Genomic DNA, 18,947 nt, shown 5'->3' with positions numbered 1-18,947 from the left:
GGCCAGGGGCCGGGGCCCGGGGGCCAAAGGCCCAGGGGCGCGCGTGTGTTCTGGCGTTCAGGCCGTCAGGGCCAGTACGACGGACGCGGCCGCCGGAGCCGCGTACAGCAGGGGGAACGGCACGTGCGAGAACCAGCGGGCCCGGACCACGGTGACCACCGCCCCGGCGAAGTACAGCACCAGGCCGATCCCGGCCAGCACGCCGAGCGGCCGCACGAGCAGACCCGCCAGCAGACCGACCGCTCCCGCGGCCTTGGCGAGGCCCAGCGGGGTCCACCACGAGCGGGGCACCCCGTACTGCGTCAGCGGCTCGACCACCCAGGCCACCCTCAGCAGGAGCGAGGCGGCGGAGAAGCCCGCCATGGCGGCTCCCAGAACGGTGACGACGACATACGCGGGGGACATGGCAGGCTCCTCATCGGTGGCGCCCGGTACGGGTCCGGGCGGCTTCCGCAACTTCCGTCACCCCACTGACTCCGCGTGGGCCGGGAGTGTGACAGGAGGAGGGCCACCCCGCCGGGTGACGGTGGTCACACGGCCCGGCCCGCCACCAGCCACTGCGACGGCAGCTCGACCCGGGTGCCGTCCGGCATGAACTCGGTGGTGAAAAGGGGGAGTTCGCCGCTCGCGAGGACGGTGAGGCCGGCCGCGGCCAGATGGCCGGGTGCCGCGTCGTCCGTCATCCTCATGGGGGCGATGCCGTGCCGGAAGATCGGCGCGAGCTTCGGCGGCGGGCCCGACGGGTCCTGCGCCAGGCCGCCCAGCACGGCGCCCGCCGCCTCCGCCGGCTCGACCAGGAACACCCGGCCGCGCTCCCCGACCAGTTCGGCGATCCCGTCCACCAGGGACTGCCGGCCGTCGGGCTCGCACTGGTGCAGCACGCCGCGCATATAGACGTTGACGTCGCCGAGTTCGGCGTGGAGCGACTCCGTCCCCCTCTTGTCCGAGGCGTCGAGCAGCCGGTACGACGCCCGGCCGGCCGGGTCCGCGCGACGGGCGTGCTCCAGGGCCGCGGGGGCCAGGTCGGCGCCGACGACCTGCGGGAAGCGGTCGGCGAGGAACCTGGTCTGGGTGCCGTTGCCGCAGCCGAGGTCCACCAGGGGCAGCCCGGGATCGGTCAGATACGGTTCGAAGAAGGCGAGTTGGGGACCGACCGTGATCGTGGGCTCGGCATCCCAGAACACGGCTCCCGGTTCGTCGGAGGCCTCGCGCCAGAACCCTTCCCAGGCCTCTCGGTACCGACTCGTCACGCTCATGCCCAACTCCCCAGGATGCGAGGCCGATCCGCCATAAGTGACGGGCCGGTACGGTCTATCGCTCCCGGGGCACGGCGACAAGTGCGGTGACCGTTCCTTCACGCCACGTTCGAGACCGCGTACGCCGGCGCACACCGGCCGCGCCCGCTCGACGGCAGCGCAGGACAGGGCAAGGCAGCGCAGGACAGGGCCGGTTCAGCGGCGGGGCAGGGTCAGTTCGAACCAGACGGTCTTGCCCGCGCCCCTGCGGCTGGTGCCCCATTCGCGGGCCAGCGCGCTCACCACGCGCAGTCCACGCCCGCGCTCGTCGTCCGGACCCGCGCTGAGCAGGGTCGGCAGGTCGTGGTCGTCGTCGTCCACCTCGCACAGCAGCGTCTCCCCGTACACCAGGCGCAGGACGACCGGCCGGCCGTGGGAGTGGCGTACGGCGTTGGTGACGAGCTCGCCGACCAGCAGCTCGGCCTGGTCGGCCTGCCGGGACAGGCCCCAGTCGTGCAGCTGCTCGCGGACCGCCGCGCGGGCCCGGCGGACCTCGGCCGGGTCGAGGCCGAGCCGCCATTCGGCGACCTTGTCGGGAGCGATGCCGTTGAGCCGGGCCATCAGCAGGGCCACGTCGTCCTTGCGGCCGCCGCGGGTGTTCAGGGCGCGGATGATCGTGTCGCAGGCGTCGTCCATGGAGGCCGCCGGATGGGCGGCGGACTCGCAGAGCGTCGCCAGCCCCACGCCGATGTCCTCGCCGCGCATCTCCACCAGCCCGTCGGTGCACATCACCAGCCGGTCACCGGGCTCCACGCGGACGCGCACCGACTCGAAGGGGACCCCGCCGACACCGATCGGCGCACCGGTGGGCAGATCGAGCAGCTCGCTGCGCCCGTTCCCGGCGCGGACCAGGACGGGCGGGATGTGGCCCGCGTTGGCGAGGTGCAGTTCGCCCGCGACGGGGTCGTAGACGGCGTACAGACAGGTCGCGAGGTAACCGTCGCCGAGCCGCTGGGCGAGGTCGTCGAGGTTGCGCAGCAGCTGCTCGGGCGGCAGGTCGAGAGCGGCCATGGTCTGTACGGCGGTACGCAACTGGCCCATCATCGCGGCCGAGTTGAGGCCGTGGCCCATGACGTCGCCGACGACCAGCGCGGTGCGGGCACCGGGCAGCTTCACGGAGTCGAACCAGTCGCCGCCGATCCGCCCCAGCAGGGTGCCGGGCAGATAGCGGGTGGCGATGTCGCAGCCCGCCATGCGCGGCGGGATGTGCGGCAGCATGCTGTCCTGGAGGGTCTCGGCGACGGACTCCTGGTAGGTGTACATGCGCGCGTTGTCGAGCACCAGGCCCGCACGGGCGGCGAGTTCGGCGCCGGTGACCCGGTCCATGTCGTTGAACTCGACGCGCTCGGGGTGACGCAGCAGGATCATGAAGCCGAGCACGACGTCGCGTGCCTTCAGCGGGACGACCAGCATCGAACGGCCGGTGATCAGCGGGCGGATGTCGCGCTTCTCGAACTGCGCGGCGATCGCGTGCCCCATCTGCTCGCTGATCCGCGGCACCAGCACCGGCTGCCCGCTGGTCATGCACTGGAAGAACGGGGTGTGCGCCGGGAACGGCATGGCCTCGCCGACCGGCACCACGTCGTCCCAGCGGCCGGGTTCGTCGGTGTGTTCCAGGGCCACCCGGTGCCACATGGTCGTCGTGTCGGGGACGCCGTCCGGGAATCCCTCGCCCGCGACGACCTGTTCGCGCAGATAGGTGCCGGCGACGTCGGTGAAGCGGGGCACGACGGCCCTGCTGACCTCGGTGATGGTCCTCGCCAGGTCGAGGGACGTGCCGATCCTGCCGCTGACCTCGGTGAGGAACTCCAGGCGTTCGCGGACGGCCGCGTACTCCAGGTCCTCGACCTCGTCGGCGGAGTCCGCGGGCAGGGGCAGGCCCTGCGCCAGCGCACGGGCGGCCCGCTCACGCCGTGCCCTGCGCTCGGCACGCCGGGGCACACCCCAGTCGGGGGTGACGGGCACCCGGTCGTTCTGGCTGAACTCCAGGATCGGATATCCCAGTTCGAGTACCTGGGCGACGATCCGGGCGCCTTCGCCGACGCTCATGCTGGGCAGGATCTCGGGCAGCCTCCGGGCGAGCTCGTCGGCGCCGGGGAAGTCGGTGTGCAGGGCGAAGGCGGGTGCGATGCGCTCGAGGTCCGTGTCGGGGCCGGCCTCGTCCGGGCGCAGTCCGTCCGCGTCGGCTGCCAGCACCAGCAGCCGCTCGGTGCCGGGGCCCACCAGCGGGTACGCCCACCACAGCACGTCGACGCGGTCGCGCTCGGGCACGCTGAGGCGGGCGCGTCCGGCGGCCGGGTAGGACAGCCGGCCGTCGAGCGAGGACTCCAGGTCGGGGCCGAGGCCGTCGTCCGCCGTGTACCCGTCGAACGCGGGGAGGGCGTCGTTCTCGGGGAGGGCGCCGGAGACCGGGAGCAGATCGAGGGCGGGTCGCCCGATCGCCTCCTCCTTGGGCGCGCCGAACAACCGGCGGGCGCCCCTGCTCCAGTGCGAGACCAGACCGTTGCGGTCCACGACGACCACGGCCAGCGGAACGCGCCCGGCCGCGACGTGACCCGCGGGAGGTGCGCCCCTCTCGGTGCCGAGGTCGGTGCCACGGTCGGTGCCACGGGACATGGTCCAGGCCCTCTCTCCCCACGGCTCCGCAAGATCTGTGCCGCCATCCTCCACCGTACGGGGGCGGCCGCCGGGGATGTGCGGCAATTCTGGAATTCGTTCCACCGCACCGCGCCGGCGCGCAGGTCCGCGCCCCGTCCGGGGCCGGGTCAGTCCTCGTGGCCGAGCTGGAGGTCGCGTTCGGTGCGCCCGCCGCCCGCCATGTGCAGCACGGTGGCCACGGGCGGGTATCCGGCCGCGATCACGGTGTACTCGCCGGAGGACAGGTCGACGAACCGGAACGTCCCGTCGGGCCCGGTGGTGAGGGTGTCGACGACGTTGCCCGCCGCGTCGAGCAGGGTCACCCGCGCGTCCTCGACCACCCGGCCGCCGCCCGCCCGCACGGTGCCGCGCAGCACGGCGCCGCCCGCGAGTTCGACGTCCTGGCGGGTCTCGCGCGAGGCCTGGACGCTGACGGGCAGGGCGGCCGGACGGAAGGCGGGCGCGCTGGCGGCGAGGGTGTACTCGCCGGCCACCAGCTCGGTGATGACATAGCCGCCGTCGCGCCCGCTGCGGGTGGTGCCGACGACCTCGCCGTGGACGTTGGTGAGGGTGACCGCGGCGTCCCGGACAGGGGTGCCGTCCGCGGTGAGCACGGCGCCCGCGAGGCGTCCGGCGCCGCCCAGGACGACGTCCAGCTCGACGGGGCGTTCGCCGACGGTCACCGAGACTGCCTGCGGCTGGTGCCCGCCCGCGGCGGCGATCAGGACGTACGATCCGCTGCCCGGCGTGGACAGGGCGTACCGTCCGTCCTCGCCGCTGGCGCCCCGGCCGATCTGTGCCCCGGAGACGTCGATGAGGGTGAGGGCGGCCCTGGGGACGGCGGTGCCGTCGGGGTGCTGCACGGTGCCGCAGACGGGGATGCCCGCGGTGTGGGGCGAACGGGCGTGCGGGACGGCGGCGTTCACCCGGGTGGACTCCGGTGCCGCGCCGTTCGCGGGGGTCTGGTGGGAGGCTGCGCTGGTCAACAGGGGGGTCTCCTTGAGGAAGCAGGCGATGAGCAGGCCGAGGACGAGCACCGGCACCAGGTACAGGAAGATCCGCGGCATGGCGTCGGCGTAGGCCCGGATGTAGGCGTCGCGCAGCGCCGGGGGCAGCGCGTGGACGAGCTGCGGGGTGAGGGACTCCGGGTCGGGCAGCCGGGCGCCCGCACGGGCGGGCAGGCGCCGCGCGAGGGCGTCGGCGAGCCGGTCGGCGAAGAGGGTGCCGAAGACCGCCGCGCCGACGCTGCCGCCGATCTGCCGGAAGTAGTTGTTGGCGCTGGTGGCGGTGCCGAGGTCGGCGGGGCGCACGGAGTTCTGCACGGCAAGGACCAGTACCGGCATCACCATGCCGATACCGGCGCCCAGGACGGCCATCCAGATGCTGTAGTGCAGCCGGGGCGTGTCGACCTCCAGCCGGGACAGCAGCCACATGCCGAGGGCGGAGAGCGCGCCGCCGAGGACGGGGTAGATCCGGTAGCGGCCGGTGCGGCTGATGAGCTGCCCGGAGACGATGGAGGCGACGACGATGCCGCCCATCATGGGCAGCATGAGCAGCCCGGACTCGGTGGCGCTCGCGCCGTCGACCATCTGGAGGAAGGTCGGCAGATAGCTCGCGGCGCCGAACAGGGCGACGCCGACGACCAGGCCGACCAGGGCGGTGACGTTGAAGACGGGGTCCCGCAACAGCCGCAGCGGCAGGAGGGGTTCGACGGCACGGTGCTCGGTGAGCAGGAACAGGGCGGTGGCCACGACCGCGCCGGCGCCGAGGCCGAGGATGACACGTGAGCCCCACGCGTACTCGGTGCCGCCCCAACTGGTCAGCAGGACCAGGCAGGTGGAGGCCGCGGCGAGCAGCAGGGCGCCGAGGACGTCGAAGCGCGGCCGGACGTCGGGCCTGGGCAGTTGGAGGACGACGGTGACGACGGCGAGCGTCAGCAGGCCGAAGGGGACGTTGACGTAGAAGCACCACCGCCAGGAGAGGTGGTCGGTGAAGTAGCCGCCGAGCAGCGGGCCCGCCACCGAGGCCAGTCCGAAGGCCGCTCCGATCAGGCCCATGAACCGGCCGCGCTGCCGGGGCGGCACGATGTCCGCGATGATCGCCTGCACGCCGATCATGAGCCCGCCGGCGCCGACGCCCTGCACGGCGCGGAAGGCGATCAGCTGGTCCATGTTCTGCGCGCGGCCGGCCAGCGCGGAGCCGACGACGAAGACGACGATCGCGAACTGGAAGACGCCCTTGCGGCCGAGGAGGTCGCCGAGCTTGCCGTAGACGGGCAGTCCGATCGTGGAGGTGAGCAGATATGCGGTGATCGCCCAGGACATCCGGTCCAGGCCGTGCAGCTCGCCGACGATCTTCGGGAGCGCGGTGGCGACGATCATCTGCTCCAGGGCGGCCAGCAGCAGCGCGAGCATCAGCGCGCAGAAGATCAGGCGCACCCGGCGCGGAGCGGGTCCGGCGGCCGCGGCGGGGCCGGCGGCGGGGGTGTCCGGGGGCGCCGTCACCGGGCCGTCCTTCACCAGAGTGATCCCGCCCACGTACCGCTCCCCTCGTCGCACCCGCTGAGCAATTGCCGCTTAAAGCGACAACTGCGGGCAAGCGCGACGAGTTACGGCGCGGCGGCGACCGTCGAGGAGATCCACCCGAACCGGTGAGGGAGGCAACGCCCCCACGGATCCGACTTCTTGACTCCCGAGCCGGCTCCCGAATCGGACCCGAATCGGACCCGAATCGGCTCCCGAGGAGCCTACTTCTCCATCTCCGCGGCGAGGTTGGCGAGGATCGCGTCGTAGATCCGGCCGAGACCCTTGGGCGCGAAGGTCTTCTCGAAGAAGCCGCCGATGCCGCCGGCGCCCTTCCAGGTGGTGGTCACGACGACCCGGCAGGAGCCCTCGCCGGCCGGGGTGACCCGCCAGGTGGTGACCATGGAGGAGTTGCGGTCCCGCTCGACGAGTTCGCCGTCGGTCGGCTCGCTGACCTCCAGCAGGCAGTCACGCACCCGCTTGCTGGTGGCCTGGAGCTTCCAGTGGACGAGGGTGCCCTCTCCGTCGCCGCCCTCGCGCACCTCGTACTCGCTGAAGTGTTCGGGCAGGAGCTTGCCGCGCGTGCCGCTGTAGTCGGCAAGGGCGTCGAACACGTTCTCCGCGTTCGCCGCGACGACCCGCTCCGTGGTGGCCTCGACCTGCGCCATTTGCATCCTCCAGCAGCTGAGTTCTCGGGGTTGGAGCAAGCCAACCACCCCGGTCCCCGGCCGCCCAAATCGGGGTCGCGGAAGTGATCGAACAGCGCGCACGAGGCGATCGGGATTGGCACTCGCACGATCACGGGAACACGTGTTCTAATCTGGGGGCGACGCCGACGAGGAGGTGTCACCCGTGGGCCCGCGCACGGCGAACCGCCACCGCACCCGCCCACCTCCGTGCACTTCTCGGTGACCCGATTCGGCCGGAGAGGTTCGATGCTCAGCACACCGGACGCAGACAACGCCTGGAAAGGCATGGCGAGGACGATCCCGAGCCTGGAACCGCCCCGAAGGGAAGCGGGGAAGGCAGCCTACGCCGCGCTGCTCCAGGGCGAGAGCGGGCACCCCGGTCACGGCGCCGCGGCCGAGCAGTGGCTGCTGCTGCGCGAACGCACGAGCAGGCGCCTGTCCGACGCCTGCTGACGCCTCGTCCGCTCCCCGGCGCCCCACGGCGTTCGAGGGCATCAGGCGGACCAATCGGGTCAACTATTGCGATAACGCGTTCTTCCGAGCGTAATCTCCGGGACGATGCGGCGTGGATCGTGAACCTCGCGGTCCAACCCCCCTCCGTCCCGGGAGCACTCCACATGAGAAAACGCGCAGCCGTGCTGTGCGGTGCCGCCGTCGTCATGGCCGGAACGCTCACAGCCGTGCCCGCCGACGCGAGCCCGTCGCCGACCGCGGGATCCGTCCACGCCGCCAAGGTCACCTGGAAGAAGTGCGGCACGACCGACTACCCGACGCTCCAGTGCGCGTCCCTCAAGGTGCCGCTCGACCACGCGAATCCGCGGGGCCGGCAGATCTCGCTCGCGCTGTCCCGGGTCCCGCACACCGCGAAGAAGTACCAGGGCCCCCTGCTGGTCAACCCCGGCGGCCCCGGCGGCAGCGGGCTCACGCTCGCCGGGTTCGTCGCGTCCTCGCTGCCCAAGGCGGTGGCGGCGCAGTACGACGTGATCGGGTTCGACCCGCGCGGGGTCGGCGCGAGCAAGCCCGCCCTCGACTGCAACCCCGGTCACTTCAAGCCGGTACGCCCCGACACAGTGCCGAGCACCCCGGCCCTGGAGCGGGCCAACCTGAACCGCGCCAAGGCGTTCGCCGCCGCCTGCGGCAAGAAGTACGCGAGCGTGCTGCCGTACATCGACACCGTCAGCGCCGTACGGGACATGGACTCCATCCGGCAGGCCCTGGGCGCCCGGAAGCTGAACTACTTCGGCTACTCGTACGGCACCTATCTCGGCGCCGTGTACGCCAAGCTCTTCCCGGGGCACGTCCGCCGCCTGGTCCTCGACTCCATCGTCGACCCCACCGGGGTCTGGTACGACGACAACCTCGGCCAGGACCACGCCTTCAACGACCGCCACCGGGCGCTGATGAGCTGGATCGCCAAGTACGACAAGACGTACAAGCTCGGCACCGACCCGGACCAGGTCGAGGCCAAGTGGTACGCGATGCGGGCGGCGCTGGCGAAGAAGCCGGCCGACCGCAAGGTGGGGGCCTCCGAGCTGGAGGACACCTTCATGCCCGGCGGCTACTACAACGGCTACTGGCCCTACCTCGCCGAGGCGTTCTCGGCGTACGTGGTGAAGCACGACCCCGATCCGCTGGTCGAGGCGTACCAGAACTTCGCCGCCGTCGACGCCTCCGGTGACAACGGCTACAGCGTCTACACCTCGGTACAGTGCCGGGACACCTCCTGGCCGCGCGACTGGAACCAGTGGCGCAAGGACACCTGGGAGGTCGCCGAGCAGGCACCGTTCATGGCCTGGAACAACGCCTGGTACAACGCGCCGTGCGCGTTCTGGCCGACGCGCTCCCGGCAGCCGGTGAACATCGCCAACAGCCAGCTGCCGCCGGCCCTGCTGTTCCAGGCGACGGACGACGCGGCCACCCCCTACCAGGGCGGTGTGACGGTCCACCGACTGCTGGCCCGTTCCAGCCTGGTGGTGGAGCAGGGCGGCGGGAACCACGGTGTCACGCTGAGCGGGAACACCTGCCTCGACAAGCACCTGGCGGCCTACCTGACCGACGGCACGGTGCCGCGCGGCCGCGGCGAGGCCGACGCGGTGTGCAAGACCGTGCCCGACCCGAAGCCGCTCACCTCGAAGGCGGCCTCCACCTCGGCACGCGGCTCGGCCCTGCACGGCCTGCTCGGCTACCGCGGCTGACCGGCAGGTCCGCCCACCCCCGGCCCGCCCGGTCCGCCGCACACGGCGGACCGGGCGGGCCGAACCGTGTGGCCGGGCGGGTGGGAGCCCGTCGAAGGCGTCGGGAGTGGGATGGTCCAGGATGGACGCATGAGTGAACCGACCAGGATCGCCGCTCCCGACGGGGTCGCCCCCGCGGCGCAGTACAGCCATGTCGTCACCGCCACCGGCCGGCTCGTCGCGGTCTCCGGCCAGGTCGCGCTCGACGAGGACGGGACGCTCGTCGGCGCGGGCGACGCGACGGCCCAGGCCCGCCAGATCTTCCGGAACCTGCGGCACTGTCTGGCGGCGGCCGGAGCGACCTTCGACGACGTCGTCAAACTCACCTACTTCGTCACGGACATGGCCCAGATGCCCGCGATCCGCGCGGCCCGCGCCGAGCACATCCCCGACGACCGGCTCCCGGCCGCCTCGGCCGTGCAGGTGGCCGCGCTGGTGCGGCCCGAGTTCCTGATGGAGATCGAGGCGTTCGCCGTGGTGGACGCGTGAGCGCACTCGTCGTCCGGGACATGGAGTTCGCCGACTGCGACCAGGTCTCCGAGATCCGCGTCCGGGGCTGGCAGAGCGCGTACCGGGGCCTCATGCCGCAGGCCTACCTCGACGGCCTGAGCGCGGCCGCGGACGCCGAGCGGCGCCGCACCTGGTTCACCCGAGGTGACGGCCGGGTGGGGAACCTGGTCGCCGAACGGGACGGCGAGCTCGTCGGCTGGGCGGCGCACGGACCGTACCGGGACGGCGAAGTGCGCACCGAGGACGCCGAGTTGTACGCGATCTACGTCCACCCCGGGCACTACGGCGGCGGCGTCGGCCGCGCGCTGCTGGCCGAGTCGGTCCGGCTGCGCACGGCCGCCGGGCACCCCCGCATGTTCCTGTGGGTGCTGAAGGAGAACACCAGCGCCCGGCGCTTCTACGAGCGGGCGGGCTTTCGTGCCGACGGCGCCGAGGAGCCGTTCGAGGCGGGCGGGCTGAAGGTCCCCGAGGTGCGCTACACCCGGGAACTGACGGCCTGACGGCCGCGAGGGCCGGACCGGGGACCTCACCCGCCGCGCGGGATCCGCGCCAGCGCGCGCACCGCCGACTCCGCCAGCGCCGGGTGGGCGAGGGCCTCGTCGAGCACGGGCCGGGCGCGGACGTCGCCCAGCTCCCCCAGCCCCTCCACACAGGCGAGGGCCACCCGGCGGTACGGGTCGTGCGGGGAGCGCAACCGGCGGCGCAGCACGGTGATCAGTGCGGGTACGGACTCGGGGGCGTCCAGTTCGACGAGCAGCCGGACCGGGTGCAGGGCGTAGGCCACGCGCAGTTCGTTGGTGGCGAGGGCGGCCGCCGCGCGGGCGGTACGGGGGTCGCCGAGCCGGGCCAGCGCGTACGCGGCCGAGACGCAGCGCTCGGGGTCGCGATGGTTGAGCAGCAGGACGAGCGTCTCGAAGGCACGCCGGTCGCCGGCCAACCCCAGCCGGAACGCGGCCAGTTCCCTGGCCCACAGGGGCTGCCCGGGGGCGGTGAGCACCTCCGCGAGCGCGTCGTGATCCCCGGTCGCCGCCAGCCGTTCGCAGTCGGCCGGTCCGCCCGACTCCTGCCGTATGCGCTCCGTGAGTGATCGCAACTCTTCGTCCATGGGGTCGAGACTAGGGCCGACCCCGGGCGCACCGTGCGGCTCCCGGTTCGCAGGTCACAAAATCAGGGGCTGGCGCGCTCGTTACTCACGGGTTAAGCTCAGACGAGCGAGTTCACCCACTCGCGTTTCTCCTCGTGCCGGCCTGGTGACGCAGCCGGTTCGAGTGTGGTCGGTTCGGTGCCTCGTGTACCGCTGTACGACCCGGCTCCGGGACAGGGCCGGTCGGTTCCCGCCGTTCGCTGCACGGGCGTGTGCGCGCCCTCCCCGCTCCCGGTTCCGTCCGGGCGGAGACCCCCAGCGTCGGCACCGGGCGTGTGCGCATGCAGCCCGCCAACACCCGCACTCCTCGCACCCGGTGCGCCTCTCGTGGCGCGGCCGGGCGCGCTCCCAGTCGTCACCCTCTCTCCAGGAGTCCCGCGATGGCCACTCCCCTGTCCGACACCTCCCTGTCCCCCCTGAAGACCATTGCCGTCGTCGGCCTCGGCACCATGGGCACCGGCATCGCCGAAGTCCTGGCCAAGGCCGGCCGTGAGGTCATCGGTATCGACGTCAGCGAGTCGCAGGCCGCGCTGGCCGTCGCGGCCCTGGAGTCCTCGACCGCCCGTGCCGTGCAGCGCGGCCGGCTGACCGAGCAGGAGCGCACGGACGTCCTCGCCCGGGTCCGCACCTCCGGCGACCTGCGGGCCGCCGCCGACGCCGACCTGGTCATCGAGGTGGTTCCGGAGTCGTACGAGATCAAGCACCAGGTCCTGCGCGAGCTGGACGGCATCGTGCGCCCGGAGACGATCCTGGCCACCGGCACCAACGCGCTGTCGGTGACCCGGCTGGCCGCCGACTCGGCCCGCCCCGAGCGCGTGCTCGGTCTGCACTTCTTCAACCCGGCCCCGGCGATGAAGCTGGTCGAGGTCGTCTCCTCGGTGCTGACCGCGCCGCAGGCGGTCGCCGCCGTCACGGACCTGGCGGTCGATCTCGGCAAGGAGCCCGTCGCCGTCGGCGACCGGCCCGGGTTCCTCGCGGACGGGCTGCTGTTCGGCTACCTCAACCAGGCGGCCGCGATGTACGAGGCGAAGTACGCCTCCCGCGAGGACATCGACGCGGCGATGCGGCTGGGCTGCGGACTGCCCATGGGCCCGCTGGCCCTGCTGGACCTGATCGGCGTCGACACCGCGCGCACGGTCCTGGACGCCATGTACGCCGAGTCCCGTGACCGGCTGCACGCCCCCGCGCCGATCCTCAAGCAGCTCAGCGAGGCCGGTCTGACGGGCCGCAAGTCGGGCCGCGGCTTCTACACCTACGACGCCCCCGGCAGCGCCACGGTCGTGCGGGACGCGCTGACGCCGCTGGAGGGCGCCGAGCTCACGCCCGGCCGCCAGGTGCGCTCCGTCGGCGTGGCCGGTTCCGGGACGATGGCCTCCGGTATCGCCGAGGTCTTCGCGAAGGCCGGTTACGCGGTCGTGCTGGCGGCCCGCAGCGAGGAGAAGGCGCAGGCGGCCAAGGCCCGGATCGGCAAGTCGCTCGCGCGCTCCGTCGACAAGGGCCGGATGAGCGCCGAGGCCGCCGCGGAGACCCTGGACCTGATCACCGCGGCGGGCTCCTACGACGCCTTCGCGGACGTGGACCTGGCCGTCGAGGCCGTCGCCGAGGACCTGGAGGTCAAGCGGCAGCTGTTCGCGACGCTGGACAAGGTCTGCAAGCCGGGCGCGGTGCTGGCCACCACCACGTCCTCGCTGCCGGTCGTCGCGTGCGCACGGGCGACCACGCGTCCGCAGGACGTGATCGGCATGCACTTCTTCAACCCGGCCCCGGCGATGAAGCTGGTCGAGGTCGTGCGTACGGTCCTGACCTCGGACGACGTCCACGCGACGGTCCGCGAGGTCTGTGTCCGGATCAAGAAGCACGCCGTCGACTGCGGCGACCGGGCCGGCTTCATCGTGAACGCGCTGCTCTTCCCGTACCTGAACAACGCGATCAAGATGGTGCAGGAGCACTACGCGTCCCTGGACGACATCGACGCGGCGATGAAGCTGGGCGGCGGCTACCCGATGGGCCCCTTCGAGCTGCTGGACGTCGTCGGCCTGGATGTCTCGCTGGCCATCGAGAAGGTCCTGCACCGCGAGTTCCGCGACCCCGGCCTGGCCCCCGCCCCCCTCCTGGAGCACCTGGTGGCCGCGGGCTGCCTCGGCCGCAAGACGGGCCGGGGATTCCGCGAATATGCCCGCCGCTGAGCGTCCCGGCGACTGGTTCCGGTCGGGCACGGACTGGGGCGGACTGCTCGATCCGGGTGGATTCGGGCGGTCCGGCCGGCTCGACCCTCCCCCGCCCGTCCAGGGCGGGGGAAACCCCGGACCTGCGCACCGAGCTGCGCACATGCAGTACGTTCGGGGCATGCCCCAGCCCGCCAAGTCCTCACGTACACCAGCCGCGCCCGACGCACCGGAGAGCGCCGCGGGCAGCCGCGCGGCCGCGCAGCGGCTGAAAATGCGCCGCGAACTGGCGGCCGCCGCGATGGAGCTGTTCGCGACCAAGGGGTACGAGGCGACCACGGTCGACGAGATCGCGGCCGCGGCCGGGGTCGCCCGCCGCACCTTCTTCCGTCACTTCCGCTCCAAGGAAGAGGCGATCTTCCCGGACCACGACGACACCCTGGTGCGCGCCGAGGCGGTGCTGAACGCGGCGCCCGCGCACGAGCACCCGCTCGACACCGTGTGCCGGGGCATCAAGGAGGTCATGCGGATGTACGCGGCCCGGCCGGAGATCTCGGTCGCCCGCTACACGCTGACCCGCGAGGTGCCCACCCTGCGGGAGGCGGAGATCGCCTCGGTGGCCCGTTACGAGCGGCTGTTCACCCGCTATCTGCTGGGCCACTTCGACGAGCACGCGCACGACGACGACGCCAACGACGACCCGCTGCTCGCCGAGGTCGCCGCGTCCGCCGTGGTCACCGCCCACAACCACGTCCTGCGGCGCTGGCTGCGGGCCGGCGGCCAGGGCGATGTCGAGGCCCAGCTCGACCACGCCTTCGCGATCGTGCGCAAGACGTTCGGTTCGGGGATCGGCGCGGGCCGCGGGACGGCCCCCAAGCCCGCCGCGGCCCCGGCTGCGGTCTCCCACCAGGGCGAGGTCCTGGTGACGGTCGCGCGGACCGACGCCCCGCTGGACGAGGTCATGCGAACCATCGAGGAGGCGCTCCGGGAGCGCTGACCACCTGACCGACCCCTGTGACGACGGCCACCCTCCCGGGTGGCCGTTTTGGCATGTCAGGGCACTTTTCCACCAGATTTCAGAGCCCGTTCGATCGATCATCGCTCATTTGTTACGTAAAGATTTCATCTGAGAGGAAGTTCTGGCACCCCGTGCCTTGCACGGTGGCACGCAGTGTCATACGTTGAAGTGGTCCGGGCGGCCGGCGTGCAGAGACCATGCGCACGTCGGCTGTCCCCGCAACCACCTGGTCGCGCGCCCGGACGCCTGCGTCACAGGCAACCTCCCGCGCCACAAAGCGCTGCCGAAGCTCCACCCCCGCCGAACCGACGGCACTCCTCACACCCTCAGCAGCACCGCCGCAACCCTCAGCGCCCCTCCCTCAGGGCGCTCACCGCCGGAGGCAACACCGTGACCGTTAAGGACATCCTGGACGCGATCCAGTCACCCGAATCGACGTCGGCCGACTTCGCCGCTCTCGAGCTGCCCGAGTCGTACCGCGCGATGACCGTGCACAAGGACGAGACGGAGATGTTCGCGGGCATGCAGACCCGCGAGAAGGACCCGCGCAAGTCGCTGCACCTCGACGAGGTGCCGCTGCCGGAGCTGGGCCCGGGCGAGGCCCTGGTGGCCGTGATGGCCTCCTCGGTCAACTACAACTCCGTGTGGACCTCGATCTTCGAGCCGCTGTCGACGTTCGGGTTCCTGGAGCGCTACGGCCGGCTCTCCGAGCTCACCAAGCGCCACGACCTGCCGTACCACATCATCGGCTCCGACCTCGCGGGCGTCGTCCTGCGCACCGGCCCCGGCGTGAACGCCTGGAAGCCGGGCGACGAGGTCGTCGCGCACTGCCTGTCGGTCGAGCTGGAGTCCTCGGACGGCCACAACGACACGATGCTCGACCCCGAGCAGCGCATCTGGGGCTTCGAGACCAACTTCGGCGGCCTCGCCGAGATCGCGCTCGTCAAGTCCAACCAGCTGATGCCCAAGCCCGGCCACCTCAGCTGGGAGGAGGCCGCCGCCCCGGGCCTGGTGAACTCCACCGCCTACCGGCAGCTGGTCTCCCGCAACGGCGCCGGCATGAAGCAGGGCGACAACGTCCTCATCTGGGGCGCGAGCGGCGGGCTCGGCTCGTACGCGACGCAGTTCGCGCTGGCCGGCGGCGCCAACCCGATCTGTGTCGTCTCCAGCCCGGAGAAGGCCGACATCTGCCGCTCCATGGGCGCCGAGAACGTCATCGACCGCAACGCCGAGGGCTACCGGTTCTGGAAGGACGAGCAGACCCAGGACCCGAAGGAGTGGAAGCGCTTCGGCAAGCGCATCCGCGAGCTCACCGGCGGCGAGGACATCGACATCGTCTTCGAGCACCCCGGCCGCGAGACCTTCGGCGCGTCCGTCTTCGTCACCCGCAAGGGCGGCACCATCACCACCTGCGCCTCGACCTCGGGCTACATGCACGAGTACGACAACCGCTACCTGTGGATGTCGCTGAAGCGGATCATCGGCTCGCACTTCGCCAACTACCGCGAGGCGTGGGAGGCCAACCGCCTCATCGCCAAGGGCAAGATCCACCCGACGCTGTCCAAGGTCTACTCCCTCGAGGACACCGGACAGGCCGCCTACGACGTGCACCGCAACCTCCACCAGGGCAAGGTCGGCGTGCTCTGCCTGGCGCCCGAGGAAGGCCTCGGCGTGCGCGACGAGGAACTGCGCGCCCAGCACGTCGACGCCATCAACCGCTTCCGGAACATCTGAGGTCCACCCATGAGCGAGCGTCAGAAGGACCGGCCGTGGTTGATGCGGACCTACGCCGGTCACTCCACGGCCGAGGCGTCCAACGAGCTGTACCGGCGCAACCTCGCCAAGGGCCAGACCGGCCTGTCGGTGGCGTTCGACCTGCCGACGCAGACCGGCTACGACTCCGACCACATCCTCGCCCGCGGCGAGGTCGGCCGGGTCGGCGTGCCCGTCGCACACCTCGGTGACATGCGCCGGCTGTTCCAGGACATCCCCCTGGAGCAGATGAACACCTCGATGACGATCAACGCCACCGCCATGTGGCTGCTGGCGCTCTATCAGGTCGTCGCCGAGGAGCAGGGCGCGGACGTCACCAAGCTCCAGGGGACGACGCAGAACGACATCGTCAAGGAGTACCTGTCGCGGGGCACCCATGTGTTCCCGCCGGGGCCGTCGCTGCGGCTGACGACGGACATGATCTGCTACACGGTCAACCACATCCCCAAGTGGAACCCGATCAACATCTGCAGCTACCACCTCCAGGAGGCGGGGGCCACTCCGGTCCAGGAGATCGCGTACGCGATGTCCACCGCGATCGCCGTGCTGGACGCGGTGTTCGCGTCCGGCCAGATCCCGGAGGACCGCAAGGGCGATGTCGTCGCCCGTATCTCCTTCTTCGTGAACGCGGGCGTCCGCTTCGTCGAGGAGATGTGCAAGATGCGGGCGTTCGGCCGCATCTGGGACCAGATCACCCGTGACCGGTACGGCATCGCGGACGCCAAGCAGCGCCGCTTCCGCTACGGCGTCCAGGTCAACTCCCTCGGCCTGACCGAGGCACAGCCGGAGAACAACGTCCAGCGGATCGTGCTGGAGATGCTGGCCGTGACGCTCTCCAAGGACGCCCGCGCGCGTGCCGTGCAGCTGCCGGCCTGGAACGAAGCGCTGGGCCTGCCCCGGCCCTGGGACCAGCAGTGGTCGCTGCGCATCCAGCAGGTGCTGGCGCACGAGAGCGACCTGCTGGAGTACGAGGACATCTTCGCGGGCTCGCACGTCATCGAGGCGAAGGTCGCCCAGCTCGTCGAGGACTCCCTCGCCGAGATCGACCGGATCCAGGAGATGGGCGGCGCGATGGCCGCCGTCGAGTCCGGCTACCTCAAGTCGCAGCTGGTCTCCTCGCACGCCGAGCGCCGGGCCCGGATCGAGTCCGGCCAGGAGAAGATCGTCGGCGTCAACATCTTCGAGACGACCGAGCCCAACCCGCTGACCGCCGACCTGGACACGGCGATCCAGACGGTGGACCCGGCGGTCGAGGCGCGGGTCGTCGAGTCGCTCGGGCAGTGGCGCGACACCCGCTACCAGCCGCCCTTCAACCACCCCCGGCCCTGCAAGGCGCTGGAGCGCCTCAAGGAGGCCGCCAAGGGCACCGGCAACCTCATGGAAGCCACCCTGGAGTGCGCCCGTGCCGGTGTCACCACCGGCGAGTGGGCGGGCGCGCTGCGGGAGGTGTTCGGGGAGTTCCGTGCCCCGACCGGTGTCTCCTCGGCGCCGGTGGCCGTCCCCGCCGAGGCGGGCTCGCCCATGGCGGAGGTCCGCCGAAAGGTGGACGCCACCGCCCGGGAGCTGGGCAGCGGAAAGCTCCGCTTCCTGGTCGGCAAGCCGGGCCTGGACGGGCACTCCAACGGTGCCGAGCAGATCGCCGTGCGGGCCCGCGACGCCGGGTTCGAGGTGGTCTACCAGGGCATCCGGCTGACCCCCGAGCAGATCGTGGACGCCGCCCTCGCCGAGGACGTGCACGCGGTCGGCCTGTCCATCCTCTCCGGCTCGCACGCCCAGCTCGTCCCGGACGTGCTGGAGCGGCTGCGCGAGGCCGGCGCGGCCGACATCCCGGTGATCGCGGGCGGGATCATCCCGAACGCCGACGCCGAGCAGCTCAGGGCCGCCGGAGTGGCCGCGGTCTTCACCCCGAAGGACTTCGACATCACCGGGATCATCGGCCGTATCGTCGACGAGATCCGGAAAGCGAACAAGCTCGACCCCCTGGAGGTCCCCGCATGACCACGCCCGTCAACCGTCTGCGTCCGCGGCGCTCCTGCCTCGCGGTCCCGGGGAGCAACCCGCGCTTCCTGGAGAAGGCGCAGGGCCTCCCGGCCGACCAGGTCTTCCTGGACCTGGAGGACGCGTGCGCGCCGCTCGCCAAGCCCGAGGCGCGGCACACCATCGTGAAGTTCCTCAACGAGGGCGACTGGACCGGCAAGACGCGGGTCGTGCGCGTCAACGACTGGACGACCGAGTGGACGTACCGCGATGTCGTCACGGTCGTCGAGGGCGCGGGCCAGAACCTCGACTGCATCATGCTGCCGAAGGTCCAGACGGCCCAGCAGGTGGTGGCGCTTGATCTGCTGCTGACGCAGATCGAGAAGACGATGGGCTTCGAGGTCGGCAAGATCGGCATCGAGGCGCAGATCGAGAACGCCCAGGGCCTGAACAACGTCAACGAGATCGCCACCGCCTCCCAGCGCGTGGAGACGATCATCTTCGGCCCGGCCGACTTCATGGCGTCGATCAACATGAAGTCGCTGGTCGTCGGTGAGCAGCCGCCCGGCTACCCGGCGGACGCCTACCACTACATCCTGATGAAGATCCTGATGGCCGCCCGCGCCAACAACCTCCAGGCGATCGACGGCCCCTACCTCCAGATCCGCAACGTCGAGGGCTACCGCGAGGTCGCCGGCCGGGCCGCCGCGCTCGGCTTCGACGGCAAGTGGGTGCTGCACCCGGGCCAGGTCGAGGCGTCGAACGAGATCTTCTCGCCCTCGCAGGAGGACTTCGACCACGCCGAGCTGATCCTGGACGCGTACGACTACTACACGTCCGAGGCGGGCGGCAAGAAGGGCTCGGCGATGCTCGGCGACGAGATGATCGACGAGGCCAGCCGCAAGATGGCCCTGGTCATCTCCGGCAAGGGCCGCGCCGCCGGTATGCAGCGCACCACCAAGTTCGAGATCCCGGAGGCCTGA

General features: G+C 71.7%; 15 protein-coding genes. 9 read left to right on the top strand and 6 right to left on the bottom strand.

Annotation, left to right across the window (positions count from 1 at the left end):
* Nucleotides 1–57: 57 nt before the first annotated feature.
* From FNH09_RS19310 to FNH09_RS19290, 5 genes are all read right to left on the bottom strand, one after another.
* Nucleotides 58–405, bottom strand: coding sequence for a DoxX family protein (locus FNH09_RS19310; protein WP_152889590.1), 348 nt, complete (start codon nt 403–405; stop codon nt 58–60).
* A 125-nt stretch (nt 406–530) separates the two neighbouring features.
* Nucleotides 531–1,256, bottom strand: a complete 726-nt coding sequence (locus tag FNH09_RS19305; RefSeq protein WP_152889588.1) for a class I SAM-dependent methyltransferase — start codon at nt 1,254–1,256, stop codon at nt 531–533.
* A 195-nt stretch (nt 1,257–1,451) separates the two neighbouring features.
* Entirely contained in the window at nt 1,452–3,911 is a 2,460-nt protein-coding gene (locus FNH09_RS19300) for an ATP-binding SpoIIE family protein phosphatase (RefSeq protein WP_152889586.1), read from the bottom strand.
* 149 nt (nt 3,912–4,060) lie between these two features.
* Nucleotides 4,061–6,469 (bottom strand): DHA2 family efflux MFS transporter permease subunit, encoded by a 2,409-nt coding sequence (locus tag FNH09_RS19295; RefSeq protein ID WP_162468795.1) that lies wholly within the window; start codon nt 6,467–6,469, stop codon nt 4,061–4,063.
* A 209-nt stretch (nt 6,470–6,678) separates the two neighbouring features.
* Nucleotides 6,679–7,122: an SRPBCC family protein gene (locus tag FNH09_RS19290; protein ID WP_152889584.1), complete on the bottom strand. Its 444-nt coding sequence runs from the start codon at nt 7,120–7,122 to the stop codon at nt 6,679–6,681.
* A 267-nt stretch (nt 7,123–7,389) separates the two neighbouring features.
* On the opposite strand from FNH09_RS19290, the gene FNH09_RS19285 reads away from it, so the two are divergent.
* The 4 genes from FNH09_RS19285 to FNH09_RS19270 all read left to right on the top strand — a co-directional run bounded on the left by FNH09_RS19285 (nt 7,390) and on the right by FNH09_RS19270 (nt 10,387).
* On the top strand, nt 7,390–7,596 hold the full coding sequence (locus FNH09_RS19285; protein ID WP_152889582.1) for a hypothetical protein: 207 nt from the start codon (nt 7,390–7,392) through the stop codon (nt 7,594–7,596).
* Nucleotides 7,597–7,760: 164 nt separating this feature from the next.
* Nucleotides 7,761–9,338, top strand: coding sequence for an alpha/beta hydrolase (locus FNH09_RS19280; RefSeq protein WP_152889580.1), 1,578 nt, complete (start codon nt 7,761–7,763; stop codon nt 9,336–9,338).
* A gap of 129 nt (nt 9,339–9,467) precedes the next feature.
* Complete coding sequence (locus FNH09_RS19275; RefSeq protein ID WP_152889578.1) at nt 9,468–9,866, top strand: RidA family protein; 399 nt, start codon at nt 9,468–9,470, stop codon at nt 9,864–9,866.
* Nucleotides 9,863–10,387, top strand: a complete 525-nt coding sequence (locus FNH09_RS19270; RefSeq protein ID WP_162468794.1) for a GNAT family N-acetyltransferase — start codon at nt 9,863–9,865, stop codon at nt 10,385–10,387. Before FNH09_RS19275 ends, FNH09_RS19270 begins: the two co-directional genes overlap by 4 nt.
* Nucleotides 10,388–10,413: 26 nt before the next feature.
* On the opposite strand, the gene FNH09_RS19265 is transcribed toward FNH09_RS19270, so the two are convergent.
* Complete coding sequence (locus FNH09_RS19265) at nt 10,414–10,992, bottom strand: adenylosuccinate lyase (protein WP_152889576.1); 579 nt, start codon at nt 10,990–10,992, stop codon at nt 10,414–10,416.
* A gap of 419 nt (nt 10,993–11,411) precedes the next feature.
* On the opposite strand from FNH09_RS19265, the gene FNH09_RS19260 reads away from it, so the two are divergent.
* The 5 genes from FNH09_RS19260 (at nt 11,412) to FNH09_RS19240 (ending at nt 18,947) form a co-directional block, all read left to right on the top strand.
* Nucleotides 11,412–13,217 carry a 3-hydroxyacyl-CoA dehydrogenase family protein gene (locus FNH09_RS19260; RefSeq protein WP_152889574.1) on the top strand — a complete coding sequence of 602 codons (1,806 nt, stop codon included), beginning with the start codon at nt 11,412–11,414 and terminating at the stop codon, nt 13,215–13,217.
* A gap of 142 nt (nt 13,218–13,359) precedes the next feature.
* Nucleotides 13,360–14,193 (top strand): TetR family transcriptional regulator, encoded by an 834-nt coding sequence (locus FNH09_RS19255; RefSeq protein ID WP_202919703.1) that lies wholly within the window; start codon nt 13,360–13,362, stop codon nt 14,191–14,193.
* Nucleotides 14,194–14,604: 411 nt separating this feature from the next.
* On the top strand, nt 14,605–15,948 hold the full coding sequence (gene ccrA, locus FNH09_RS19250; RefSeq protein ID WP_162468793.1) for a crotonyl-CoA carboxylase/reductase: 1,344 nt from the start codon (nt 14,605–14,607) through the stop codon (nt 15,946–15,948).
* Between the two features lie 9 nt (nt 15,949–15,957).
* Nucleotides 15,958–17,985 (top strand): protein meaA, encoded by a 2,028-nt coding sequence (locus FNH09_RS19245; RefSeq protein ID WP_152889570.1) that lies wholly within the window; start codon nt 15,958–15,960, stop codon nt 17,983–17,985.
* Nucleotides 17,982–18,947 carry an HpcH/HpaI aldolase/citrate lyase family protein gene (locus FNH09_RS19240; RefSeq protein WP_152889568.1) on the top strand — a complete coding sequence of 322 codons (966 nt, stop codon included), beginning with the start codon at nt 17,982–17,984 and terminating at the stop codon, nt 18,945–18,947. Before FNH09_RS19245 ends, FNH09_RS19240 begins: the two co-directional genes overlap by 4 nt.

The sequence above is a fragment of the Streptomyces adustus genome (genome assembly GCF_009377175.1).
GTDB classification, from domain to species: Bacteria; Actinomycetota; Actinomycetes; order Streptomycetales; family Streptomycetaceae; genus Streptomyces; species Streptomyces adustus.
The sequence above is the reverse complement of the archived record's forward strand: the minus strand, read 5'-3'. Positions and strand labels throughout refer to the sequence as shown.

Bases quoted from the DNA above. Each gene is read 5' to 3' on its own strand.
- FNH09_RS19260 (WP_152889574.1), top strand. From the start codon at position 11,412: ATGGCCACTCCCCTGTCCGACACCTCCCTGTCCCCCCTGAAGACCATT.
- FNH09_RS19275 (WP_152889578.1), top strand. From the start codon at position 9,468: ATGAGTGAACCGACCAGGATCGCCGCTCCCGACGGGGTCGCCCCCGCG.
- FNH09_RS19300 (WP_152889586.1), bottom strand. From the start codon at position 3,911: ATGTCCCGTGGCACCGACCGTGGCACCGACCTCGGCACCGAGAGGGGC.
- FNH09_RS19285 (WP_152889582.1), top strand. From the start codon at position 7,390: ATGCTCAGCACACCGGACGCAGACAACGCCTGGAAAGGCATGGCGAGG.
- FNH09_RS19255 (WP_202919703.1), top strand. From the start codon at position 13,360: ATGCAGTACGTTCGGGGCATGCCCCAGCCCGCCAAGTCCTCACGTACA.
- FNH09_RS19265 (WP_152889576.1), bottom strand. From the start codon at position 10,992: ATGGACGAAGAGTTGCGATCACTCACGGAGCGCATACGGCAGGAGTCG.
- FNH09_RS19280 (WP_152889580.1), top strand. From the start codon at position 7,761: ATGAGAAAACGCGCAGCCGTGCTGTGCGGTGCCGCCGTCGTCATGGCC.
- FNH09_RS19310 (WP_152889590.1), bottom strand. From the start codon at position 405: ATGTCCCCCGCGTATGTCGTCGTCACCGTTCTGGGAGCCGCCATGGCG.
- FNH09_RS19290 (WP_152889584.1), bottom strand. From the start codon at position 7,122: ATGGCGCAGGTCGAGGCCACCACGGAGCGGGTCGTCGCGGCGAACGCG.
- FNH09_RS19305 (WP_152889588.1), bottom strand. From the start codon at position 1,256: ATGAGCGTGACGAGTCGGTACCGAGAGGCCTGGGAAGGGTTCTGGCGC.
- FNH09_RS19245 (WP_152889570.1), top strand. From the start codon at position 15,958: ATGAGCGAGCGTCAGAAGGACCGGCCGTGGTTGATGCGGACCTACGCC.
- FNH09_RS19240 (WP_152889568.1), top strand. From the start codon at position 17,982: ATGACCACGCCCGTCAACCGTCTGCGTCCGCGGCGCTCCTGCCTCGCG.